The following is a 24,439-nucleotide window of genomic DNA, read 5'->3' on the forward strand; positions in this document are numbered from 1 at the left end:
CCATAAACGACGGGGAGTCCGTCGCGGCGGGGAGGAAAACGCCTGATCCGGGGTAGGCGGTGCGGCATGACCCGCACCCCTGACGTGGATCTGACCGCCCTCGTCCCGGGCCGGCACGGCCTTCGGGACCGCCTCCTCTCCGTGGACCTGCGGATCTTCGAGTCGGTGGCCTCGCGGCACTGGCCGGGGGGCGACCCGGTGCTGCCCCGGCTGAGCCGCGGGGCCAACCACGGTCTGCTCTGGTTCGCGACGGCCGCCGTCGTGGCGGCGAGCCGCACGCCGCGCGCCCGCCGGGCGGCCACCCGGGGCGTCGCCTCGCTGGCCCTCGCCTCCGCCGTGATCAACACCGTCGGCAAGCGGTCGGTGCGGCGCAGCCGTCCGGCGCTGGACCCGGTCCCGGCGGTCCGGCGGCTGAAGCGGCAGCCGATCACCACGTCGTTCCCCTCGGGACACGCCGCGTCCGCCGCTGCCTTCGCCACGGGGGTGGCGCTGGAGTCCCGCGGCTGGGGCGCGGCCGTGGCGCCGCTCGCCGGGGCGGTGGCGCTCTCCCGGGTGTACACCGGCGTCCACTTCCCGAGCGACGTCCTCGCGGGCGCCGTGCTGGGCGCGGGCGCCGCGTACGCGGTGCGCGGCCTGGTGCCGACCCGGGACCGGCAGGCGGCTCCGGCCCGGCCGCGCGCGCAGGCGCCCGCGCTGCCCGACGGGGCGGGTCTGGTCATGGTGGCGAACGCCGGCGCCGGCTCCCCGGAGCGGGTCCGGGCGCTGGCCGACGCGCTGCCGGACGCCGAAGTCGTGGTGTGCGAACCCGGCTCGGTGCGGGAGGAACTGGAGAAGGCCGCGGCCCGCGCCACCGTGCTGGGGGTGTGCGGCGGCGACGGCACGGTCAACACGGCGGCGGAGATCGCCCTGCGGCACGACGTCCCGCTGGCCGTCCTTCCCGGCGGGACCCTGAACCACTTCGCCCACGACCTGGGGGTGGAGGGCGACCACGACCTCGTCCGGGCGCTCCGCAACGGCGAGGCGGTCGCGGTGGACGTGGGGCGGTTCAGCTCCGGCTCCGCACGGGGCGTCTTCCTCAACACGTGCAGCCTGGGCGTCTATCCGGAGCTGGTGCGGGAGCGGGAGAACTGGTCCCGGGTGATCGGCAGCTGGCCGGCCGGGGTGCTCGGCGCGCTGCGGGTGCTGCGCACCGAGCACCATCCGCTGCGCGCGGAACTGGGCGGGCGGACGCACCCGTTGTGGCTGCTGTTCGCGGGCAACGGCACCTACCACCGGGTCGGGCTCGCGCCCGCCCGGCGTTTCGACCTCGCGGACGGGCGGCTCGACGTCCGTGTCGTGCACGGCGGGCGGCATCCCGCCCTGCGCCTGCTGGCCGCCGCGTTCGCCGGGCCGCTCACCCGCTCCCCCGCGCACGCGGCGGTGCGGGTGGGACACCTGCGCATCGACGGGGTCGCCCCCGGCACGCTCCTCGCCTACGACGGCGAGGTGACCGAGGTCGGCGGCCGGGTGACGCTCCGCAAGAGCCGCGAGGCCCTCACGGTCTACCGCCCGCACGCGGTCCGCTGAGCCCGCCCCGCCGCTCGACGGACACACCGATGTCCAGATGACGAGATGCAGGTCTCATCATCCGACACGACGGCGTACGGTGCCACCATCGCCCCGCGGAGTGCGCGCCCGCCCCGCCGGGGCCCGGGCACGTCGACGTCGAAGGGGACCGGTCATGTCGAAGCCGCAGGAGACCGCCGTCTACACCCACGGCCACCACGCGTCGGTGCTGCGCTCGCACACCTGGCGCACGGCCGCCAACTCCGCGGCCTACCTGCTGGACGTGCTGAAGCCGCACATGCGCATCCTCGACATCGGCTGCGGGCCGGGAACCATCACCGCCGACCTCGCGGAGCGGGTGCCGGACGGGCACGTCACCGGCGTCGACCGCGCGCCCGGCGTGCTGGAGCGGGCCCGCGAGGAGATCGCCGGGCGGGGGCTGCGCAACGTCGACCTGGCCGTGGCCGACGTGCACGCGCTGGACTTCCCCGACGACACCTTCTGCGTGGTCCACGCCCACCAGGTGCTCCAGCACGTGGGCGATCCCGTGCAGGCGCTGCGCGAGATGCTCCGGGTGACGCGGCCGGGCGGCTTCGTCGCGGTCCGCGACGCGGACTACGCGGCCATGACCTGGTACCCGGCGGAGCCGGGCCTGGACGAGTGGCTGGAGCTGTACCGGCGGGTGGCCCGGGCCAACGGCGGCGAACCCGACGCGGGACGGCGTCTCAAGGCGTGGGCGCTGGCCGCCGGCATCCGGGAGGTGACGGCCACGTCGAGCACCTGGACCTACGCCACCGAGGAGGAGCGGGCCTGGTGGAGCGGCCTGTGGGCGGACCGCACGGTGGCCTCCTCCTACGCCGGGCTCGCCGTGGAGGGCGGCCACGCGACGGCGGACGGGCTGCGCGCCGCGGCGGACGCCTGGCAGCGGTGGGGGCGTGCGGAGGACGGCTGGTTCGCCGTGCTGCACGGCGAGGTCCTCGGCCGCAAGGCGCGCTGACCCCCGGCGCCGGGCGAGGGGGTGCCCGGCGCCGGGAGGGGGCGGGCCCCCGTGCGCTCAGCGGGCGGTGCGGGTGAACGCCGCGAGATCCGTGAAGCCCGTGAGGCCGGGCAGCTCCGTGAAGGAGTACGCCGCCCACGGTCCGGTGAGCTCCCACCGCAGTCCCGGCTGCTCGCGGACCTCGCGCTCCACGCGCTCCACGAACGCCTCGGACTCCGCGCGCGGCACCAGATAGGCGGCGTCGAGCACCTGCGCGTAGGCCAGGTCGGAGGGAGCGGTGTCCCGCGGGGTGTGCAGCCGGGACTCCGACGCCCGCCCGGCGAGCGCGGCGTGCAGGCGCCGCGCGAACGCCTCCGCCCGCTCCCCCGTGCAGCCGGACACCCCGGCGGTGTCGGCGTAGAGCCGCACGTCCCACTCGACGCGGCCGTCGAGCCGGTCCATTGTCGCGAGGAACTCCGCGCGGCGCTCCTCCATCATGACCCGCACGCCGCTCTCGTCCCGCAGGACGGTGGCGAGCCGGAGCGGCAGCGGGCTGACGACACCGGTCAGCGCGTCGACGACGCCCCGGTGGGCGCGGGCGGTCGCCTCCAGCCAGGCCGCGTCCTCCAGCCTGCGGCGCAGCGGGTCCGGCCCGAACTCCTCCTCCGGGACGGAGCCCACCACGGCCACCAGGTCCTCGTGGCGCAGCAGCTTGGGCGGGACGCCCGCCACTCCCCTCAGCTCGGCCGACAGCGCGGCGGGGAAGGGCCGGCAGATCGCGTAGACGTAACGCAGTCGGCTCATGGGCTCCGTCCTCCCGCGGGTACCGGTGCCCGGCGCGGCGGCCGGACGCGGGGCGCCGGGCCGTCCGCCGGCCCGGTCACCATCGTGCTCCTCGGTCCGCACTCAGCGCACCACGGCCGTCTCGACCAGCAGCCGGGCGGTCGCGGCGATCGACTCGGCGTCGATGCCCGCGGCGCGCAGCTGCTCGGCCGGGCTCGCCGATCCCGGCATCGTGCGGACGGCGAGCCGCGCGAGCCGCGGCACGGGACGTCCGTCGGTGAAGGCGTCGAGGACCGCGTCGCCGAGCCCGCCCTCCTCGCGGTGGTCCTCGACGGTGACCAGGCAGCCGGTCTCCTCGGCCGCCTCCCGCAGGGTGGCGCGGTCGACGGGCTTCACGGAGTACAGGTCGATCACGCGGACCCGGATGCCCTCGCGGTCGAGGGCGTCGGCGGCGGCCAGCGCCTCGTGGACGGTGACGCCCGCGGCGACGATCGTCAGCCGGTCCTCGGAGGAGGCGCGCAGCACCTTGCTGCCGCCGACGGGGAACTCCTCGGTGGGGCTGTAGATCACCGGGCCGGCGCCGCGCGAGGTGCGCAGGTACCGGATGCCCTCCAGATCGGCCATGGCGGCGACGAGCTTCGCGGTCTGGTTGGCGTCGCAGGGGTAGAGCACGGTCGTCCCGTACAGGGCACGGAACATCGCCAGGTCCTCCAGGCCCATCTGGGAGGGGCCGTCCTGGCCGATGGCGACCCCCGCGTGCGAGCCGACGAGGTTGACGCCGGAGCCGCTGACGGCGGCCATCCGCACGAAGTCGTGGGCGCGGGTCAGGAAGGCGGCGAACGTGGTGGCGTAGGGCACCCAGCCGCGGGCGGCCATGCCGACGGCGCAGCCGACCAGTTGCTGCTCGGCGATGTAGCACTCGAAGTAGCGGTCGGGATGGTCCTTGGCGAAGAGTTCGGCGCGGGTGGAGTCGCCGACCTCGCCGTCGAGCGCGACGACGTCGCCGCGCGCGGAGCCGAGCGCGGCGAGCGCCTGCCCGAAGGCGTCCCGGGTCGCCGTCTCCTCGCCGGTCTCGAAGCGAGGCAGGTCCGGGTGGCCGGAACGCGCGGCGTGCGCGGTCCGTGCGGCGGGCGGGGGCGGGACGTCCACGTGCCGCTCGTGCACCCCGCCGAGTTCGGCGACGGCCTCCTCGGCGTCGGGCAGGGGCTTGCCGTGCAGGCCCTCCCGGTCCTGGACCGCGGCGACGCCCTTGCCCTTGAGGGTGCGGGCGAGGATCGCGGTGGGCCGGCCGGCGGTGGAGGCGGCCTCGGCGAAGGCGCGGTCGATCGCGTCCACGTCGTGGCCGTCGACCTCGACGGTGTGCCAGCCGAAGGCCCCGAAGCGGCGGGCGTAGGCGTCCAGGTCGTGGCCGTGCCGGGTCGGGCCGCGCTGGCCGAGCCGGTTGACGTCGACGATCACCGTGAGGTTGTCCAGGTGCTCGTATCCGGCGTGCTCGGCGGCCTCCCAGACGGAGCCCTCGGCGAGTTCGCTGTCCCCGCACAGCACCCAGACGCGGTACCCGGTGCGGTCGAGCCGCTTGCCCGCGAGGGCGATCCCGACGCCGACGGGGAGCCCCTGGCCGAGTGACCCGGTGGCCGTCTCCACCCAGGGCAGCCGGCGCGGCGACGGGTGCCCCTCCAGCCGGCTCCCCTCCCTGCGGAAGGTCATCAGCTCGGACTCGCTGACGGCGCCCGCCGCCTTGTACGCGGCGTACAGCAGGGGCGAGGCGTGGCCCTTGGAGAGGACGAACCGGTCGTTGCCGGGGTGATGGGGGCGCTCGAAGTCGTAGTGCAGGTGGCGGGCGAACAGCACCGCCACCAGGTCGGCGGCGGACATCGACGACGTCGGGTGGCCGGAGCCTGCAGCGTCGGCGGCGCGGACGCTGTCGACCCTCAGCTGACGGGCCAGGTCGTCGAGCTGACGGGTGGTCGGCTGACGGGTGCTCATGAGTCTCCTTCCGGGCGGCCGGCGGCTTCTCGGCCGGGGCTTTCGGATGCCGCGTGGGAGCCGGCGGCGGGTGGGGCGGTCGGATCGGTCGCGTGCCCGCTCGCGGCGGACGGGGGCGCGCCGGCGACCCGCGCCAGCTCGGGCGCCGAGGTCTCCAGCGGCACCGACCAGCCGCGGACCAGTCCCAACTGCACGGACTGGCGCGGCAGTACGGCGTCGAGGAGCCAGTCGGCGGCGACGCGGACGCGGTTGGCGGGCATGGCGGCGAGGTGGTAGCCGCGGGTGACGGCGCCGGCGAGCGGGCCCGCGAGGGGGACGCCCAGCGGATCGGCCGCCGCGTCGGTCCCGCCGAGGTCGACGGTGAAGCCGAGGTCGCGGTGCCGGTAGGGGCGCAGGTCGCCGACGCCGAGCGAGGCGGCGACGTTGTGGGCGGCCGTCCTTCCCTGCCGCCAGGCGTGCTGGGCGGTCATCGGGGTGTACCCGCCGGGCTTCTCCAGGTCGGGGACGGCCGCCGCGTCGCCGCAGGCGAAGACGTCGGGACGGCCGGGAAGCCGGAGGAAGGGGTCGACGAGCAGGCGTCCCCCCTCCAGCGCCTGCCCGAGCCCCTCGACCAGCGGATCGGGCCGCACTCCGACGCACCACGCGAGCGTCCGGGTGTCGACGAACTCGCCGTCGCTGAGCCGCACCCCGTCGGAGGTGGCCTCCCGCACCGAGGTCCCGGTCCGCACGTCGACGCCGCGGCGGCGCAGTACCCGGTCGGCGGTGCGCGACAGGCGTTCGTCGAGTCCGGGCAGGACGCGGTCGGCTACGTCGAGCAGCATCCAGCGCGGCCGGACCCCGTCGGGCAGCGGCCGCTCGCGCACCAGGGCGTCGGTGAACCGCTGGCCTTGGGCGGCCACCTCGGTGCCGGTGTAGCCGGCACCGACCACCACGAAGGTGGTGCGGGCGGCGCGGCTCTTGGGGTCGTCCCCACCGGCGGCGAGTTCGATCTGCCGGGTGACGTGGTCCCGCAGGTAGAGGGCTTCGGGCATCCCCCGGAAACCGTGCGCGTGCTCGGCGACGCCGGGAACGGGCAGCAGCTTGTTCACACTGCCGACGGCGAGGACCAGGCGGTCGTAGGACAGGGTGCCGCGGTCGCCCTCGGGGCCGGTGTAGCGCACGGTGCGCGCGTCGAGGTCGATCCCGTCGGCAGCCGCCTCACCGAGGACCAGGCGCACCCCGGGCAGTGTGCCGGACAGCGAGACGGTGACCCGGCGCGGCTCCAGGACGCCGACGGCCACCTGGGGCAGCAGCGGCAGGTACAGGAAGTAGTCGGTCGGGTTCAGCAGAGTGATCTCGGCCTTGCCCCGGGCCCGCCGCGCCAGTGTGCGGGCGGTCCGGTATCCGGCGAAGCCGGCTCCGACGATCAGAATGCGGGGTCGCCTCACGATGCTCCTTCGGCGGTGTCGCGTGCGGTGCTCTCGTCCGGGCCTTCCGCGTCCCCCGCACGGGATGCCCCAAACGCGGACGGCCCGGGCGTCTCACCTTTCCGGCCACCGGCGCCCCGGCTGCCGGGGCGCCCCCGCCCGCGCATCCGCAGGCGGTCGCGTTCGCCGCGGCGGGCCGCGGCGAGTCGGCCGCCGGTCGGTGCCACGGCGTTCACCCGGGGCGCCCGGGCGGGGTTCCGCCCGCCCGCGCGGCGGGCCGTGCGGTCTCCAGTCTGCGCCCGGCGGGACGCTTCGGCACGACGGCCGTCCCCGGCGGGCCACGGGCCGAACGGTCCGAGGCCGGACCGGTCCGGGCCCGAACCGCCGGACCCCAGAGGGCTCGGGGCCGCAGCGGCCCGGGCAACGGTCGCCGCGCGCGGCGGAGCCAGGACGGCCCGCGGGGCGAGCGAGGCGCACACGGAGGCCGACCGCGGACGGCCCGAGGAACGAGCCATAGGCGCGGGTGAACGGAGTCGGGACGGCCCGAGGGGCCGGCTGTACGCGTGGGGAAGGGCCGCGCGCGCAAGGGCCCGAGCGGCACCTGCGGGAGAAGGCGGGCACGGAAGACGCGGGGAGGCGGGGCACGCCGGCATCACCGTCGTACCGCCCGCTCCGGCCGCCCACGGGACAGGGCGCCGCGGGGCGCGGAGGAGGGCACGGCCACCCGATGTGGCCGGTGCGCGGGGGCCGGTCGCCGGAGAGCGATAGGCGCGGCGGCCGGTCGTCGGAGGGTGGTGGGGCGGCGACCGGCACCGCCGAGGGAGACCGCAGGGCACCGACGGACACGGCAGCCGGGGGCGGCCGGTGCCGGGTGCGGCGGTCCCGGCGGCCGATCCCGGCGAAACGATCTCCGGCTCGGCTCGCGCCCAACTAGGCTCGTCGGCATGGAGATTCTGGGAGCCACGCTGCGCGTCTGCGTCGACGACCTGGAGACTGCGGTCCCCTTCTACGAACGCCTCGCCGGCGGCCGGGCGCAGCGCTTCGAGCGCGGGGGCGTCTCGGTCGCCGCGATCGGCTGCTTCCTGCTGATGAGCGGGCCCGAGTCGGAGCTGGAGGTGCTGCGCAAGGTCGCCGCGACGATCGCCGTCAAGGACGTCGAGGAGACCGCGCAGGTCCTCACCGAGCTGGGGGCGAGGGTCATCGCGGGGCCGCTGGCGACACCCGGCGGCCGCAACCTCATCGCCCTGCATCCGGACGGCTCGGTGTACGAGTACGCCGACCGGCGGGTCTGAGGAGGCCGGTCCCGGGGCCCTCGCTCGCGGCGCGGCGGGGCGGCCGGTGCCGGCCCTCCCCGCCGTTCCGCCATACCGCGCGTGCTCAGGGCGAGGACGGCGGCCGCATCGTGAAGTCGTAGCGCGCCGGCAGGGGTTCGTCGGTGATCCTGGACCACAGCAGGCCGATCGTCTCCGCGCCCTCCCGCAGGTCGGCGACCTCGAAACCGCCGTCGAAGACGGCCCGTGCCGCCTCGCGGTCCCCCTCGGCGAGCAGCAGTTCCGCCTCGATCAGGCGGAACCGGCCGCGTTCGCGGACGGCGCGGGGCAGCCGGTCCCACACGGCGCGGGCCGGCGCCGGGCGGCGCGCCGCGAGCAGGGCCTCGACGGCCTCACGGCCGAGCGCGGCCGTCGCCGCGGTCCAGCGCTCCCCGTCGTCGCGCCGTTCCCGGCACAGGTCGTCGAACGCCTCCGCGTAGCGGTCCGCGGCCCGCTCCGGGTTGCCGCTGTGCAGGTCCGCCACCGCGAGGCAGCGCAGCAACGGCCAGAGCGACGGGGCGAGTTCGAGTGCGCGCTCCCAGCTGCGCACGGCCTGGGCGAGGTCGCCGGCGTGCCACTGGGCCACTCCGAGGTGGTATTCGGCGGCGGGGGCGGCGGGCGCCGTCTCCAGCATGTCCCGCCAGTGCGGCGCGACGAGCGACTCCCCCGGCGGCCCCGCCCGCCGGGGCTCGGGGAACGCCCCCGAGCGGAGCAACTCGCGCCAGGGCTCCTGGTCCTCGCCGATGGTGGACTCCTCGAACGGGGTGCCGGGCACCTTGTGCGCGGCGCGCAGCACTTCGAGCGCTCCCCAGCCCGAGCCGGCGGCGAGCACCTCGCCCGGTTCGGTGTCGGCGTGCGGCCGCCAGGCCGTGTACGCGGCGTCCACGGCCTGCCGGGGCAGGGCGCTCTCCAGCCGGGCCTCGGTCTCCGCGCGCGCGGCGTCCCAGTCCTCGCCGTGCGCGGTCGCCGCGTCGAGCGACAGCGGGCCGTAGGCCTCCAGCCAGGAGACCTCGCTCTCGGCGTCGAGCCGCACGTGTTCGAGCTGGGTGCGGGCGAGTCCGGCCTGGATCTCGCAGTAGCCGCCGCTGCCCGGCTCGGTGAGCCAGTCCTGCCAGCGGCGCCCGCCGGGCCCCGAGCCCCACACGAACAGCTTGCGCCCGCGCAGCAGGTCCGTCGACGTCTGCACGAGTCCGTCGCCGGCCGCGTCGACCGCGGTGATCCAGCGGCGCCGCCCGTCGGACACGTCGTAGAAGTAGTCCGCGGGGTAAGGGCTGTTCGGCGGGTAGCTGCGGTCGGCGCCCTCGTGGTGGGGCACCGGGACCGCGCGCAGCAGGCGTTCGTAGCCGAAGTGCCAGGCCCGGTCGGCGGGCGCGATCACCCGGCGCTCCTCGGGGACGGCGATGTTGGACCACCAGTACAGCGGGGCGGGCCGCTCGTGCGGATTGCGGACCCGGACGCCGACGTACAGGAAGTCGGAGCCCTCGGGGAGCCACAGGTCGACCTGGAAGGGCAGGTCGCGCAGCCGCTCCCACTCCCACAGGCGCAGCATCTCACCCCCGTCGGGGGCGGGCACCCGGGCGGCGTGGACGGGCGCGCAGGACAGGGTGGTGTGCCCGGTGGCGCCGATGTTCCACTCGATGCCGCCGGAGAACCACGCGCCGTTGAGGGCGAAGCAGGCGGGCTGGAGCACCGGGTTGCGGTACAGCAGTTCGCGCCGGGCCGGCTTGTGGAAGAGGGAGACGATCCGGCCGCCGAAGCCGGGCAGCACGGTGGCCCGCAGCCGGTCGTTCTCGATCACGACGGTGTCGAGCTCGGCGGGCCGGCGCTCGCGTCCGTAGCCGTCGCGCACGCGCTCCGGCAGCAGGCTGCGCAGCGGTTCGTGACCTATCTGGCGGGCCATGTCGCGTGGCAGGCCGACACGGTCGCGGTCGTCGATGGTGTGCGTCTCGTCGAGGGTCCGCAGGGGCGGCAGCGGGTTGCTCGGGCCCACGTCCGCCACCGGGAGGGTCAGTACGTCACGTCGGATCGTCGTCACGACGACCATGGAACATGGTCGTCGGGCAGCTGACCAGGGTGTTGGTCCGTCAGGTTCGGGTCAGGATTGCGCAAAGGCACCGGCGGGCCGGGGCCCGGAGCGACCGGCGGGGCACCCGGTGCGCGGGGGCACGCACACGGGCGGCCGGGCGGGGCCGCGGCCCGTCGGGCCGGGAGCGCCGCCCGCCGTGGCGCGCACCCGGGGGACGGGGCCCCGGGCGAGGAGCGCCGCCCGGGGGGGCCTCGGCTGCGGCACGTGCGGGCGGGTCGCGGTACGGACGGGCGGTGCGGGGGCCGCGGGGCCGGCGGGAGGGCCGCGACCCGCGGCGGCCCTCAGCGGGGTGTGGCCGTCTCCGCCGTGATCGCCCACCGCTCGTGGTCGCGCCAGGCACCGTCGATGTGCAGGAAGTCCGGCGAGAACCCCTCCAGGCGGAAGCCGCAGCGCCGGGCGAGGGCGATGGACCCGGTGTTGCCGGGCTGCACGTTGATCTCCAGCCGGTGCAGGCCCATCGTCCCGAACGCGTACCGGACGACGAGCCCGAGGGCCTCGGACATCAGCCCGCGTCCCGCCGCGTGCGCGAAGGCGCCGTAGCCGAGTGCGCCGCACCGGAAGCCGCCCTGGACGATGTTGTTGATGTTGATGAAGCCGGCGATGCCCCCGCCGTCGCGTTCGCACACGAGGAAGCCCGCCTTGGTGCGGTCCTCGATGAGCAGCCGGGCGTAGGCGGCGTAGCCGTCGGCGCCGGTCGGCGGGAACAGCCAGGGCCGGTGCAGAGCCGTGCTCTCCCGGGCCCGCCCGGTGAACTCGGCGGCGTCGTCGAGCGTGAAGTGCCGAAGGCCCACCCGCGGGCCTTCGGCGAGGTATACGGCGTTCTCCTCAAGCATCCCGCCACCCTACGGGCCGGGCGGGACGGTGATTCAGCGCCGGCGGCGCAGGGCGTAGGCGCCGCAGAGCGCGCCGACGAGTGCGGTGGCGAGGAGCGCGACCCACAGCGGCATCGTCACCTCGGGGACGATCAGCCGGATACGGGTGCTGCTCGTGTTCTCGAAGATGAAGATCAGGCCGAGGACACCGAGCACGGCGACGACGATCCGGCCGGGCGTCACCAGGCCCTCGCGGGGCCTCCTGCCGCCGGTGGCGTTCTCCGTGGTCTTCGGGCTCATGCCTTCAGCATGAGCCCGCCCGCACGGGTCCGCACGGCGGGAGGGCGCGCGGCCGTCCCCGGGCGCGCGGACGGCCGCTACGGCGGGGCCCTCGGCGCCGCCGGTCGCCGTGCGCCGGGCGCCAGGCGACGGGCCACAGGCCACGGGCCACAGGCCACGGGCCACAGGCCACGGGCCACGGGCCACGGGCGACGGGCCACGGGCCACGGGCGACGGGCGACGGGCCACAGGCGACGATCGCCAGGCCCCAGGCTTCGGACTTCGGGCTTCGGGCGACGGGCCACAGGCGACAGGCCACAGGCGACGATCGCCAGGCCCCGGGCGTCGGGCTTCGGGCGCTGGCTGTCGGTCGGCGGTCGCTTGTCGCTTGTCGCTTGTGCTTGTCGCCGACGAGCGGTCGCCGAGCGGTCGCCGGCGACACTCCTCGGCGACCGGCGCTCGCACACTCCCCGGCCGGATATCCGTGCTCAGACCAGCGCGGGCTCCTGGAGGACCAGCGTCCCCGCGTCGGCGTCGAGTTCGGCCCGGACGCCCAACGCGACGGTGGGCGCGCCCTCCGCGTGCCCGAAGCCGAGATGCTCCACGACGGGCACACCGAGGCCGGCCAGACGGTCGGCGAACACCGCGTGCAGCTCCTCGTAGGGCCCGCAGTCGACCCAGGACCCCAGGCCGATCGCCGCCAGGCCGTCCAGCAGGCCGGCGCGCAGCAGCTGGGTCAGGATCCGGTCCAGCCGGTATGCCTCCTCGCCGATGTCCTCGATCAGGAGGATGCCGCCGCGGGCGGTGCGGCGGGCGTCCGGGGTCCCGAGGCCGGCCGCCAGCAGGGACACGCAGCCGCCCAGGGTGACCCCGCTCGCCCGGCCGGGGACCAGGGCGACGGCGTCGGGGGAACGGATGGTCCGCACGGACTCCGGCGCGAACAGGGTGGACCGCAGGTGTTCCTGCGTCCGCGGGTTCTTCAGGAAGTCCAGGGCCGCGACCATCGGCCCGTGCAGGGTGGCGAGTCCGACCCGGGTCGCGAACGCCTCGTGCAGCGCGGTGATGTCGCTGAAGCCGACGAGGACCTTGGGACCGGCCGCCCGGATCGCGTCCCAGTCGAGCAGGTCGACCATGCGCTGCGCGCCGTAGCCGCCGCGGGCGCACAGCACCGCGGAGACCTCCGGGTCGCACCAGGCGGCCTGGAAGTCGGCGGCCCGGTCCGCGTCCGTTCCCGCGAGGTAGCGGAACGCGCCGTGCCGGTCCAGGACGTGGGGCGCCACCACGGGGTCGAGGTCCCAGCCCCGCAGGATGTCGAGTCCCGCCTGGAGGCGCTCCTCGGGTACGGGCCCGCTGGGCGCGACCACGGCGACACGTGCTCCGGCGGCGAGCCGCGCGGGCCGGGTCAGCGGGGTGAGGGGCGAGGCGGCTCGGGTCACGCGTACGGCTCCTGTTCCTGTTCCCGGTGCTGGTGCTGGTGCTGGTGCTGGTGCCGGCCCCGGTGCGCGTACCGTTCGGCCGCCGGATGCGCGCCCGCTCCCGTAGGCGTGCGGGTCCGTCCCCGGGCTCCCGCCCGGGTGCGGGTGCTCCCGCGGGTCGCGGTGCCGGCAGCGGTCGGTGCCGCTGGAGTGGCCGGGGCGCGGCGGCGGGCCGGCGATCCGGCCCGGATGCGGACCGGGCCCGCACCGGGCCGCCCCGGCGTGTCCGGCGTGTCCGGCGTGTCCAGCGGACTCATTTGGTCAGCTCCAGGGTGGGGACGTCCGGCGGATTCAGCCCGAACACCTGGGCGTACAGCGAGAGTTCGGCCTCCAGTGCGCGCACCACGGTGTCGGCGCGCCGGAAGCCGTGCCCCTCGCCCTCGAAGGCGATGTAGGCGTGCGGCACCCGGCGGCCCTGCTCCTCCAGCCGGGCGAGGAAGCGCTCGCACTGCACGGGCGGGCAGATGGCGTCGTCGAGGCCCTGGAGCAGCAGGAACGGCGCGGTGATGCGGTCGGCGTGCTCGGAGGGCGACCGCTCGGTGTAGCGGCCGGGCACCTCGGCGATCGGTCCGACCAGAGACTCCAGGTACCGCGACTCGAAGTCGTGGGTCTCGCCGGAGGCCCACCCGGTGAGGTCGAGGATCGGGTAGATGATCGTGCCGCAGGCGTACACGTCGGTGGCGGTGAGGGAGGCCGCGGTCGTCCAGCCGCCCGCGCTGCCCCCGCGGATGGCGAGCCGTCGCCGGTCGGCGGTGCCCTCCGCGGCGAGCGCCAGCGCGACGGCTGCGCAGTCCTCGACGTCGACGACCCCCCACTGCTCGCGCAGCCGGTTGCGGTACTCCCGGCCGTGGCCCGTCGATCCACCGTAGTTGACCTCCGCCACCCCGATGCCCCGGGAGGTGAAGTAGGCGATCTCCAGGTCGAGGACGAGGGGCGAGCGGCCGGTCGGCCCGCCGTGCGCCCACACGACGTAGGGCGGGAGTTCGTCCCCGGGTGCCACGTGCGCGGGGTGGTGCGGCGGGTACACGTGCGCGTGGATCTCGCGGCCCGCCGGACCGGTGAAGGTGCGGATCTGGGGCTCCGGGTAGTGCGCGGGGTCGACCGGGTCGTCGTGTGCGGCCCCGACGACCCGGGCCCGCCCGGTGCGCGCGTCCAGCTCCACGACCTCATAGGCGCTGCGCGGACTGGCGCCGACCCCCACGATCCGGGTGCCCTGCACGGCGAGGGTCGGGGCGAACTCCGTCCAGGGGCCGGCCGCGTCGACCAGTTCGCCGGTCTCCGGGTCGAGTATGCCGAGGGCGGTGGTGCCCCGGCCGTGCACGACCGCGATCAGGCCGCTGTCCAGCGGGGCGAACCAGCGGTATCCGAGGCGCCACAGCGAACCGCCGAACTCCTCTTCGCGCGGGCAGAGAGCGACGGCCGCGCCGTCCGCGCCGAGCCGGTACAGGTTCCACCAGCCGGTGCGGTCGCTGACGTACAGCAGGGAACCGTCCGGGGCCCAGTCGGCCTGGACGACGGACTCCTCCGGGCCTCCGGCGACGGCACGGGGAGCGGACAGCGTGCCCGCGGCGCTCACGTCGGCGAGGATCACCTCGGTGCCGTCCCAGGGCATCCTGGGGTGGTCCCAGGCCAGCCAGGCCGCCTGCCGTCCGTCCGGCGAGAGCCGCGGCCCGGTGACGAACCGGTGCCGCCCGTCGGAGAGTTCGCGCACGGCGGCGCGGTCCGCGGCGGCCGATCCGTCGAGCGGCACGGCCGCCGCGACGCGGCGCACGTCGCCGGGGCCGTCGCCGGTGAACTCCTCCAGGACGCACCACACCTCGCCGCGCTCCGGGCGCGGCTGCGGGTCCACCCAGCGCAGCCCGCCGCCGACCGGGGACAGGGGCGTCAGCGGGACGGGCTCACCGCCCGGTTCCCAGCGGTAGAGGCGCTGGTCGGAGAAGTCGACGAACACGATCAGCGGGCCTTCGGGGCGCATCACGCCCGCCCAGGGCCGGCCCCCGTACTCGATGACGCGGCTGCGCACGTTCCACGGCGCGGGCAGGACCGCCTCCTCGGTGCCGTCCTCCGTCCGCCGCACCAGCGTGCGCCGCCCGCCCTCGGTGGGCCGCGGCTCGGTCCACCACACCTCGGCGCCGACGAAGCCGACGAACTCGGGGTGCCCGTCGTGCGCGGCGGCGAGCGCCGCGCCGATCGGGGAGGGCCATGATCCGTAGGGCAGGGTCTGCATGTGGTGTCCCCCTAGGCGGTGCGCAGGAAGCGGTCGAGTACACGGACGCCGAAGTGGAGTGCCTCGACCGGCACCCGCTCGTCGACGCCGTGGAACAGTGCCTGGTAGTCGAAGCCCTCGGGCAGCTTCAGCGGGGCGAAGCCGTAGCCGGTGATGCCGAGGCGGGAGAACTGCTTGGCGTCCGTCCCGCCGGACATGCAGTACGGCACGACACGGCCCTCGGGGGCGAACTCCTCCACGGCCGCCCGCATCCGCGCGTACGTCGGCGAGTCCAGCGGTGCCTGGAGGGCCACCTCGCGGTGCTCGAACTCCCACTCCACGTCGGGGCCGGTGAGTTCGTCCAGGGTGGCGCGGAACTCGTCCTCGCCGCCGGGCAGGAAGCGGCCGTCGACGTGGGCGACCGCCTCCCCGGGGATCACGTTGATCTTGTAGCCGGCGCTGAGCATCGTCGGGTTGGAGCTGTTGCGGACGGTCGGCTCGACCAGGGCGGCGGCCGGTCCGAGCTTGCGCAGCAGGCCGTCCACGTCGTCGAGGTCGGCGTCCAGGCCGTAGACGGCGGCGAGTTCGGTCAGGGCGGCCCGGACGGTGGGGGTGAGGCGCTGGGGCCAGGAGTGCTCGCCGATCCGGGTGACCGCGGCGGCGAGTCGGGTCACCGCGTTGCTCCGGTTCACCTTGGAGCCGTGGCCGGCGCGGCCGCGTGCGGTGAGCCTCAGCCAGCCGGTGCCGCGCTCGCCCGCGGCGATCGGGTACAACTGCCGTCCCCCGCCGTCGTGGAAGGTGAAGGCGCCCGACTCGCTGATGCCCTCGGTGCAGCCCTCGAACAGCTCCGGGTGCCGGTCGGCGAGGAAGCCCGAGCCGTCCTCGGCGCTCGCCTCCTCGTCGGCGGTGAAGGCGACGACCAGGTCGCGGCGGGGCCGCACGCCCTCGCGCGCCCAGGAGCGGAGGACCGCGAGGATCATCGCGTCCATGTTCTTCATGTCGACCGCCCCGCGGCCCCAGACGACGCCGTCGCGGACCTCGCCGGAGAACGGATGGACACTCCAGTCCTCGGGCCGCGCGGGCACCACGTCCAGGTGGCCGTGGACCAGGAGGGCGTCGGCGAGGGGGTCGGTGCCCGGCACACGGGCGACGACGTTGGTCCGCCCCGGAGTGCGTTCCAGCAGGGTGGGCTCCAGCCCGGCGTCGGCCAGCCGCTCGGCCGCGTACTCGGCGGCGGGCCGCTCCCGGCAGTCGCCGCCGCCGTGGTTGGAGGTGTCGATCCGGATGAGGTCGGAGGTGAACGTGACGACCTCGTCCTGTGATCGTGCGTCAGCCATACTGCTCCTCCACCGCGGCCGAGGCGATCGTGGTGACCGCCTTGAACGTCCGGATCCCCTCGTACATGGTGCCGCTGGTGTAGGCGATCTTCCGCTCGCCGGTCCGCTCCACCCCGGGCACGACGGTCGCGGCCATGGCCAGGTGCTCGGCGTCGAACTCCAGCGCGATGGTGAACGGCCCCGCGGCGACCGGCTCGTGGCGCACGGCCAGCGCCGCCGCCTCCTTGGCCGCCGCCCGGATGTCGGCCGCGGTCCGCGCGGGGGTGCGGCACACCGCCGCGTACCGCGACACGTGGTCCTTCACGGCGACCTTCGGGGCCTGCGGGGCATAGCCGAGGGCGTCCTCGCAGGCCACGTCGTCGCCGGTGACCAGCACCACCGGCACGCCGTACTCCGCGACGACCCGGGCGTTCAGCAGGCCCTCGCTCGCCCGGACGCCGTCGACCCACACGCCGGTGATGGAGTTGGCGAGGTAGGTGTGGGCGAGGACGCCTTCCATCCCGGCGCCCGCGTGGTAGCCGACGAACGCGATGCCGTCCACGTCGCCGTGCTGCACCCCCTCCACCATGGACAGCGCCTTGTGCCGCCCGGTGAGCATCTCGGCCCGCTCGTCGAGGCGCTCCAGCAGGAGGTTGCGCATCGTCCAGTGCGCCTCGTTGACCAGCACCTCGTCGGCGCCGCCGTCGAGGAAGCCGAGCACCGCGGCGTTCACGTCCGAGGTGAACATGGCGCGGCACCGCTCCCACTGCGGGGTGCCCGGCAGCACGTCGGCCGGCCAGGTCACGCCGGTGGCGCCCTCCATGTCGGCGCTGATGAGGATCTTCATGCCGGAAACCGTACGCGCTTGCGCCCGGACCCGGCAGAGCCTGTGGACAACTCTCACCGGTCCAGACCACTGATGTCCCCCGGTGCGCCCTGCCACCAGCACGTTCCGCGGGCCGGGACGCGCCGCGCGCCGCGCGTGCGCGGCGGGCCGGAGCCGCCGGAGCGGGCCTCGCGCTCCGGGCCGGGCGGGGGTCAGCCCGGAGTGACGGGCACGCGGTCGTCGCGGCCGTACTCCAGCACCGGGCAGCCCAGTTCGAGGATCTGCGCCACGATGCGGTCGCTCCCCCGCCCGCTCGCGCCGGGCAGGATGCCCGGCAGCCGCCGGGCGAGTTCCTCGGCCGCCGGCGGCTCCGCGCGGCGGTCGAAGCCGGGCGCGACGCGGCGGGCCAGGGCGGCGTCGCCGTCGTGCCGGGTCTCGTTCGCGTCGGCGGCCAGCACGAGCAGCCGCTCCCGGCCGGGGCCGGTCAGCGGGTAGGCCCACCAGAGGACATCGACGCGGCCGGGCCCGGCGGCCGTGAGGCGCGCGCGGCCCGCGGCCGGGTAGGAGTGCCGTTCGGCCGGCGGGGACTGCGGTCCCGGGCCGAGGCCGTCGTAGGCGGCGAAGCCTCCGAAGAGCGTCCGGTCGCCGTCCTCCTCGGGGAGGGCTCCGGAGACCGGGAGCAGGTCGCTGACCGGGCGGCCGAGGGCCTCCCCGCTCGCCGCGCCGAAGAGGCGCCCGGCACCGCCGCTCCAGTGCGAGACGAGACCGTCGCGGTCCATCAGCACGGCGGCCAGCGGGATGCGTCCCGCCGTGCCGTCCGGCTCGGACCGCTCCGGCGGGCCGCTCCCCCTCACCGCGGCGGGAGTGGCGCGCCGTCCGGTGCCACGGTCCACGGCCCAGGCCCTCTCTTCCGGCGGTTCGTGTGGTGTGCGCCGCCGTGTCCACCGTACGGCGGTGGCACGGGGTGACGGGCGGCAACGGGGGAATCGCCCCGTTGCCGGGCGGTTTCCGCGCACGGCGGTCCGGTTCCGCGGGGCCGCCGGACCCCGCGGGCGGCACGCGGGGCCGTGTCGCGGCGGGGGGGGGCGGCCGGCCCCGCCCCGGGCGCCGGATCGGCCGCGTCAGTCCTCGTGCCCCAGGCTCAGGTCCCGTTCGGCCCCGCCTCCCCCCGCCACCTGGAGCACGGTGGCCACCGGCGGGTAGCCCGCGGCGATGACCGTGTACTCACCGGGCGCCAGGTCGGCGAACCGGAAGGCGCCGTCGGGGCCGGTGGTCAGGGTGTCCACGACGTTGCCCGCGGCGTCCAGCAGCGTCACGCGCGCCTCCCGCACGGGGTGTCCGCCGCTCGCGCGGACGGTTCCGCGCAGCACGGCCCCACCGGCGAGTTCGACGTCCTGGCGGGTCTCCCGCGCGGCCCGTACCGTCACCGGGAGAGCGGCCGGGCGCAGGGCGGGGGCGCTCGCGGCGAGGGTGTACTCGCCCGCGAGCAGTTCCGCCATCAGGTAGCCGCCCTCGCGCCCGCTGCGGGTGGTGGCCACCACCTCGCCGTGCGCGTCGGTGAGGGTGACGGTGGCCTCGCGCACCGGGTCGCCGTCGGCGGTGCGGACGGCGCCGGCGAGACGTCCCGCGCCGCCGAGCACGATGTCGAGGTCGACCGGGCGCTCGCCCACGGTCACCGAGACGGCCTGCGGCTGGTGGCCGCCGGCCGCGGCGATCAGCACGTACGATCCCGCGCCGGGCGTGGACAGCGCGTACTGCCCGTCCTCCTCGCTCGCGCCCCGGCCGATCTGCCCTCCCCCGGCGTCGATGAGGGTGAGCGCCGCCCGGGGCACGACCGTGCCGTCCGGGTGCCGCACCGCGCCGCGGACGGCGACGCCGGCCGTCGGGGCCGAACGGGCGGGCGGGACCGGGGCGTTCGGCCGCGCGGTCTCCTGATCGGCGGCGGGGGTGTGGTGGGACACCAGCGGTTTCTCCTTGAGGAAGCAGGCGATGACCAGGCCGAGGACGAGGACCGGCACGAGGTAGAGGAAGATCCGCGGCATGGCGTCCGCGTACGCGCCGATGTACGCGTCGCGCAGGGCGGCGGGCATCGCGTGGACGAGCCGCGGGGTGACGGACTGGGCGTCGACCGCCGCGGCGCGCGCGGGCAGGCGTTCGGCGAGGGAGTCGGCGAGCCGGTTCGCGAAGAGCGTGCCGAAGACGGCGGCGCCGAGACTGCCGCCGATCTGCCGGAAGTAGGTGGTGGCGCTGGTCGCGGTGCCGAGGTCGGCGGGGGGCACGGAGTTCTGCACGGCGAGCACCAGCACCGGCATGACCAGGCCGATGCCCGCCCCCAGGACGGCCATCCAGAGGCTGTAGTGCGTGCGCGGGGTGTCGGCCTGCAGGTGCGACAGCAGCCACATCCCGAGGACCGACAGGGCGCAGCCGAGGACGGGGAGGGCCTTGTAGCGGCCGGTCCTGCTGATGAGCTGCCCGGACAGGACGGAGGCGCCGACAATGCCGCCCATCATGGGCAGCATCAGCAGCCCGGACTCGGTGGCGCCGGCGCCGTCGACCATCTGGAGGAAGGTCGGCAGATAGCTGGCCGCGCCGAAGAGGGCGACGCCGACGACCAGTCCGACCAGGGCGGTGACGCTGAAGACCGCGTCCCGGAACAGCCGCAGCGGGATGAGCGGTTCGGCCGCGAAGCGCTCGGCGACGAGGAACAGCGCGGTGGCGGCGAGGGCGCCGGCGGCGAGGGCGAGGACGACCCGCGAGTCCCAGGCGTACTCGGTGCCGCCCCAGCTGGTCAGCAGGACCAGGCAGGTCGACGCGGCGGCGAGCAGGAGCACCCCGAGGACGTCGACGCGCCCCCGGGCGGCCGGCTTCGGCAGCTTCAGCACCGCGGTGACGACGGCGAGGGTGAGCAGGCCGAAGGGGACGTTGACGTAGAAGCACCAGCGCCAGGAGAGGTGGTCGGTGAAGTAGCCGCCGAGCAGGGGTCCGGCGACCGAGGCGAGCCCGAACGCGGCACCGATCAGACCCATGAAGCGGCCTCGCCGCCGGGGCGGCACGATGTCCGCGATGATCGCCTGCACGCCGATCATCAGGCCGCCGGCGCCGGTGCCCTGGACCGCGCGGAAGGCGATGAGCTGGTCCATGGTCTGCGCGCGTCCGGCGAGGGCCGAGCCGGCGACGAACACCACGATGGCGAACTGGAAGACGCCCTTGCGGCCGAAGAGGTCGCCGACCTTGCCGTAGACGGGGAGCCCGACGGTGGAGGTGAGCAGGTAGGCGGTGATCGCCCAGGACATCCTGTCCAGGCCGTGCAGTTCGCCGACGATCCCGGGCAGCGCGGTGGCGACGATCATCTGCTCCAGGGCGGCGAGGAGCAGGGCGAGCATGAGCCCGCAGAAGACCAGCCGCACCCGGCGCGGGGCGAGTCCGGCGGGGCCGGAAGCGGGGGACGCGGCGTCCGGCGGGGTTGCGACGACCGGCTCGTCCTGCACCACGGTGGTCCCGCCCACGTACCGCTCCCCTCGTCGCGCCCAGCGCGCGGTTGCCGCTGGAGGCGACAACCGCGGGCGGGCGGGGCGGGTTACGGGGCGGGCGCCGGGGACGCGGAGATCCACTCGAACCGGTGAGGGTTCAACGCACCTTCCCCCGGCCCCTCTTGACGGTGACAGGCCCCGGCGGGAGCGGACGGCCCGTCACCGGTGTCACTTCTCGGCGTGGGCCGCGAGGTTGGCGAGCACGGCGTCGTGGATGCGGACGAGGCCCTTGGGCGCGAAGGTGCGCTCGAAGAAGCCGCCGATGCCGCTCGCGCCGTTCCAGACGCTGGTGACGACGACGCGACAGCTGCCCTCGCCGGCCGGGGTGACCCGCCAGGTGGTCACCATGGAGGAGTTGCGGTCCTTCTCGACCAGCTCGCCGTCGGTGGGCTCGGTCACCTCCAGGAGGCAGTCCCGGACGCGCTTGCTGGTGGCCTGGAGCTTCCAGTGCACCAGGGTGCCCTCGCCGTCGCCGCCCTCGCGCACCTCGTACTCGCTGAAGTGCTCCGGCAGCAGCTTCGGACGGGTGCCGCTGTAGTCGGCCAGGGCGTCGAACACCGCCTCCGCGTCCGCCGCGATGACCCGCTCCGTCGTCGCCTCGACCTGCGCCATGGCACTTCCTCCAGCACTTGGTTCCTCGGGGTGTGCGGTCAGCCAACCACCCGGCGGCCCGGCCCCCCAAATCGGGGTGGCCGGGGACGGCCGGGCATACCGGACGGCCCGGCCGGGAGAGCACGGCCGCACGATCAAGGGAACATGTGTTCTATTCTGTGGCCAGTGCTACCGAGGAGGCGCCATGCGCTGGGAGAACCTGACCGCGGACCCCGCGGGCGACCCCGCCCGCGACGCCGCGCTGTTCGGCGCGGACCGGGTGGTCACGCGGACCTTCGACACCCCCGAGTTCCACGGCGTGACGTTCCACGAGATCCGGGCCCGGTCGATCGTGAACCGGGTACCGGGGGCCTCCCGGATGCCGTTCGAGTGGACGGTCAACCCCTACCGCGGCTGCACGCACGCGTGCGTGTACTGCTTCGCCCGCAGGACGCACAGCTATCTGGACCTCGACACCGGTCTCGGCTTCGACTCGCAGATCGTGGTGAAGGTCAACGCGCCCGAGTTGCTGCGCCGCCGGCTCGCCTCGCGCAGCTGGTCCGGCGAGCACATCGCGATGGGCACGAACGTGGACTGCTACCAGCGCGCGGAGGGCCGCTACCGGCTCATGCCGGGCATCGTCGCCGCCCTGCGCGACCACGCGAACCCGTTCTCGATCCTCACCAAGGGCACGCTGATCCTGCGCGACCTGGACCTGCTGCGGCAGGCGTCGGAGGTCACCGACGTCTCGGTCTCGGTGTCCGTCGGGTTCACCGACACCGAGCTGTGGCGGACCGTCGAACCGGGCACCCCCGCCCCCGAGCGCCGCCTCGACGTCGTCCGCGCCCTCACCGACCAGGGCATCGGATGCGGCGTCCTGATGGCCCCGGTCATCCCCTTCCTCGGCGACCACCCCGCCCAACTGCGCGCCACCGTGCGGGCCATCGCCGCCTCGGGGGCCACCTCGGTGACCCCGCTCGTGCTGCATCTGCGGCCCGGGGCCCGCGAGTGGTTCACGGCCTGGCTCGGGCACCACCACCCGCACCTGCTGCCGTCCTACGAGCGGCTGTACGCGGAGGGCGCCTACGCCCCCCGGTGGTACCAGCGCCGGATCACCCGTCAGGTCCACGAGCTGGCCGCCGAGTACGGCATCGGGCCCGCGCGGTCGGCCGCGCCGCGGCGGACCGCCGGCCCCGGCCCGGCCGCTCCGGCCGCTCCCGGGCCCGTCCAGCCGACCCTGCTCTGACATCCCCTCAGGACCCGTGGCCGGAACCGGCACCGCCCGGCCGCAACACGCTCGGATGCCCTGGGACAGCGGCCCGCCCCGGGGCATCCGAGCGCATCGGGCGGCCCAATCGGGTCGAGTCCCGCCGAAACACGTTCCCCCGGGGCCCGCGTCCGGGACGATACGGCGAAGGCCGTGGCCCGCACGGCTCGAAATCCTCCGTCCTGGGAGGCGTTGTGAACAAACGCGCAGCTGCTCTGTGCGGGGCCGCCGCCGTGCTGGCCGGGATGATCACGTCGGCGCCCGCCGACGCGAGCGCCGGCCCCGCGGCCGCGAAGCTCAGCTGGAAGAAGTGCGCCACCGACGACTACCCCACACTCCAGTGCGCCTCCCTGAAGGTGCCGCTGGACCGCTCCCGCCCCCGCGGCAGGCAGATCACCCTCGCCCTGTCCCGCGTCCCGCACACCGCCAAGCGGTACCAGGGCCCGCTCCTGGTGAACCCCGGCGGCCCCGGCGGCAGCGGTCTCAGGCTCGCCGGCTTCGTGGCCTCCGCACTGCCGAAGACGGTGGCCGCGCAGTACGACGTCATCGGCTTCGACCCGCGCGGGGTCGGCGCCAGCAAGCCCGCCCTCGACTGCCGCCCCGGCCAGTTCGAGCCGGTCCGCCCTGACTCCGTGCCGAGTACCCGGGCCGTGGAGAGGGCCAACCTGGCCCGTGCCCGGTCCTTCGCCCAGGCGTGCGGCAGGAAGTACGCGGACCTGCTGCCCCACATCGACACGGTGAGCACGGTCCGCGACATGGACGCGATCCGCGGCGCGCTCGGCGCCCGGAAGATCAACTACTTCGGGTACTCCTACGGCACCTACCTCGGGGCCGTCTACGCCAAGCTCTACCCGCAGCGGGTCCGCCGGCTCGTCCTGGACTCCGTCGTGGACCCCACCGGCGTCTGGTACGACGACAACCTGAACCAGGACTACGCCTTCAACGACCGCCACCTGGCGTTCCTCGCCTGGGTCGCGAAGCACGACGCCGCCTATCGTCTCGGCACCGACCCGGCCGTGGTCGAGGCCAAGTGGTACCGGATGCGCGCCGCGCTGGCGAAGAAGCCGGCGCAGGGGAAGGTGGGCGCCTCCGAGCTGGAGGACACCTTCATCCCGGGCGGCTACTACAACGGCTACTGGCCCTACCTCGCCCAGGCGTTCGCGTCCTACGCGAACGGCAAGGACGACGGCCCGCTCGTCGAGGCCTACGACGACTTCGCGGCCGTCGACGCCTCCGGCGACAACGGCTACAGCGTCTACGCGTCCGTGCAGTGCCGTGACGCCTCCTGGCCGCGCGACTGGCACCGGTGGCGCGAGGACAACTGGGCGGTCCACGACAAGGCCCCGTTCATGGCCTGGAACAACGCCTGGTACAACGCGCCGTGCGCGTTCTGGCCGACGCGGTCGCTGCACCCGGTGGACGTCTCCAACCACCGGCTGCCGCCCACGCTGCTGTTCCAGGCGACCAACGACGCGGCCACCCCCTACGAGGGAGGCGTCACCGTCCACGAGCAGCTCGGCGGGTCCAGCCTGGTGGTCGAGCAGGGCGGCGGCAACCACGGCATCACCCTGAGCGGCAACGCGTGCCTGGACAAGCACCTGGCGGCGTACCTGACCGACGGCACGGTGCCGCGCGGCGACGGCGAGGTGGACGCGGTGTGCCGGGCGCTGCCCGATCCCGAGCCGCTGACCACGAAGGCGGCGTCGGCGTCGGCGCGCGGTTCGGCCCTGCACGGGCTGCTCGGCTTCCGCGGCTGACGGCCCGTCGGGCGCGCCCGCGCCGGGACGCGGTGCCGGACCGGTGGTCCGCCATGGACCCATCAGCGATCCGCACCGCGTCCCCGCACCGGCGGCCCCTCTCCGCGCCGCTGCCGGGCGGTGGTCGGACCTCTGATCAGCGTCTCCGACGGCACCCCTCGGACCCGGTGACACCGCCCCCAGGTCATCGTGTCCAATGCCGTTGCTTTAGTGGTCGTGCCACCGGTTGTTCAAGGCCACGGCGATCGGTGGACGTCGGCTGCTGGAAGGCTCGCCAGGGGCTTTGCT

18 protein-coding genes are annotated in these 24,439 nt (G+C 75.5%); 5 read left to right on the forward strand and 13 right to left on the reverse strand.

Annotated elements, in window-relative coordinates:
* The first annotated feature begins 66 nt into the window (after positions 1-66).
* Both ACGFS9_RS27135 and ACGFS9_RS27140 read left to right on the forward strand, forming a co-directional pair.
* Complete coding sequence (locus ACGFS9_RS27135; RefSeq protein ID WP_393256825.1) at positions 67-1,566, forward strand: bifunctional phosphatase PAP2/diacylglycerol kinase family protein; 1,500 nt, start codon at positions 67-69, stop codon at positions 1,564-1,566.
* Positions 1,567-1,720: 154 nt separating this feature from the next.
* A complete protein-coding gene (locus tag ACGFS9_RS27140; protein WP_393256826.1) occupies positions 1,721-2,542 on the forward strand; it encodes a class I SAM-dependent methyltransferase in 822 nt (273 codons plus the stop codon).
* Positions 2,543-2,599: 57 nt separating this feature from the next.
* Here the strand turns inward: ACGFS9_RS27140 and ACGFS9_RS27145 are convergent, their stop codons facing one another.
* The 3 genes from ACGFS9_RS27145 to ACGFS9_RS27155 all read right to left on the reverse strand — a co-directional run bounded on the left by ACGFS9_RS27145 (position 2,600) and on the right by ACGFS9_RS27155 (position 6,717).
* Entirely contained in the window at positions 2,600-3,325 is a 726-nt protein-coding gene (locus tag ACGFS9_RS27145) for a GvpL/GvpF family gas vesicle protein (protein WP_393256827.1), read from the reverse strand.
* Between the two features lie 102 nt (positions 3,326-3,427).
* The gene (locus ACGFS9_RS27150; RefSeq protein ID WP_393256828.1) at positions 3,428-5,290 is read right to left on the reverse strand and encodes a transketolase; all 1,863 of its coding nucleotides are present in this window, start codon (positions 5,288-5,290) and stop codon (positions 3,428-3,430) included.
* A complete protein-coding gene (locus ACGFS9_RS27155; protein WP_393256829.1) occupies positions 5,287-6,717 on the reverse strand; it encodes an NAD(P)/FAD-dependent oxidoreductase in 1,431 nt (476 codons plus the stop codon). Before ACGFS9_RS27155 ends, ACGFS9_RS27150 begins: the two co-directional genes overlap by 4 nt.
* 923 nt (positions 6,718-7,640) lie before the next feature.
* Here ACGFS9_RS27155 and ACGFS9_RS27160 point away from each other — a divergent pair.
* Positions 7,641-7,988 (forward strand): VOC family protein, encoded by a 348-nt coding sequence (locus ACGFS9_RS27160; protein WP_393256830.1) that lies wholly within the window; start codon positions 7,641-7,643, stop codon positions 7,986-7,988.
* Positions 7,989-8,073: 85 nt separating this feature from the next.
* Here the strand turns inward: ACGFS9_RS27160 and ACGFS9_RS27165 are convergent, their stop codons facing one another.
* The 10 genes from ACGFS9_RS27165 to ACGFS9_RS27210 all read right to left on the reverse strand — a co-directional run bounded on the left by ACGFS9_RS27165 (position 8,074) and on the right by ACGFS9_RS27210 (position 21,148).
* Positions 8,074-10,050 (reverse strand): DUF5107 domain-containing protein, encoded by a 1,977-nt coding sequence (locus ACGFS9_RS27165; RefSeq protein WP_393256831.1) that lies wholly within the window; start codon positions 10,048-10,050, stop codon positions 8,074-8,076.
* A 323-nt stretch (positions 10,051-10,373) separates the two neighbouring features.
* Entirely contained in the window at positions 10,374-10,925 is a 552-nt protein-coding gene (locus ACGFS9_RS27170; RefSeq protein WP_393256832.1) for a GNAT family N-acetyltransferase, read from the reverse strand.
* Positions 10,926-10,958: 33 nt separating this feature from the next.
* The gene (locus ACGFS9_RS27175) at positions 10,959-11,204 is read right to left on the reverse strand and encodes a DUF1049 domain-containing protein (RefSeq protein ID WP_393256833.1); all 246 of its coding nucleotides are present in this window, start codon (positions 11,202-11,204) and stop codon (positions 10,959-10,961) included.
* Between the two features lie 467 nt (positions 11,205-11,671).
* Entirely contained in the window at positions 11,672-12,619 is a 948-nt protein-coding gene (locus ACGFS9_RS27180) for an LD-carboxypeptidase (RefSeq protein ID WP_393256834.1), read from the reverse strand.
* A 292-nt stretch (positions 12,620-12,911) separates the two neighbouring features.
* Positions 12,912-14,885: an LpqB family beta-propeller domain-containing protein gene (locus ACGFS9_RS27185; RefSeq protein ID WP_393256835.1), complete on the reverse strand. Its 1,974-nt coding sequence runs from the start codon at positions 14,883-14,885 to the stop codon at positions 12,912-12,914.
* An 11-nt stretch (positions 14,886-14,896) separates the two neighbouring features.
* Positions 14,897-16,201, reverse strand: coding sequence for a M20/M25/M40 family metallo-hydrolase (locus ACGFS9_RS27190; RefSeq protein WP_393256836.1), 1,305 nt, complete (start codon positions 16,199-16,201; stop codon positions 14,897-14,899).
* A complete protein-coding gene (locus tag ACGFS9_RS27195) occupies positions 16,194-17,027 on the reverse strand; it encodes a M55 family metallopeptidase (protein ID WP_393256837.1) in 834 nt (277 codons plus the stop codon). The genes ACGFS9_RS27190 and ACGFS9_RS27195 overlap by 8 nt, the downstream gene beginning before the upstream one ends.
* Before the next feature lie 191 nt (positions 17,028-17,218).
* Positions 17,219-17,899 (reverse strand): hypothetical protein, encoded by a 681-nt coding sequence (locus tag ACGFS9_RS27200; RefSeq protein ID WP_393256838.1) that lies wholly within the window; start codon positions 17,897-17,899, stop codon positions 17,219-17,221.
* Between the two features lie 228 nt (positions 17,900-18,127).
* Entirely contained in the window at positions 18,128-20,512 is a 2,385-nt protein-coding gene (locus ACGFS9_RS27205) for an MFS transporter (protein ID WP_393256839.1), read from the reverse strand.
* Positions 20,513-20,704: 192 nt separating this feature from the next.
* Positions 20,705-21,148, reverse strand: a complete 444-nt coding sequence (locus ACGFS9_RS27210; RefSeq protein ID WP_393256840.1) for an SRPBCC family protein — start codon at positions 21,146-21,148, stop codon at positions 20,705-20,707.
* 184 nt (positions 21,149-21,332) lie between these two features.
* Here ACGFS9_RS27210 and ACGFS9_RS27215 point away from each other — a divergent pair, with 184 nt between their 5' ends.
* Both ACGFS9_RS27215 and ACGFS9_RS27220 read left to right on the forward strand, forming a co-directional pair.
* Positions 21,333-22,373, forward strand: a complete 1,041-nt coding sequence (locus ACGFS9_RS27215; protein WP_393256841.1) for an Rv2578c family radical SAM protein — start codon at positions 21,333-21,335, stop codon at positions 22,371-22,373.
* Positions 22,374-22,588: 215 nt separating this feature from the next.
* The gene (locus ACGFS9_RS27220; protein WP_393256842.1) at positions 22,589-24,151 is read left to right on the forward strand and encodes an alpha/beta hydrolase; all 1,563 of its coding nucleotides are present in this window, start codon (positions 22,589-22,591) and stop codon (positions 24,149-24,151) included.
* Positions 24,152-24,439: the final 288 nt, after the last annotated feature.

The organism is Streptomyces sp. NPDC048566 (genome assembly GCF_043199735.1).
In the GTDB taxonomy this organism is placed as follows: Bacteria; Actinomycetota; Actinomycetes; order Streptomycetales; family Streptomycetaceae; genus Streptomyces.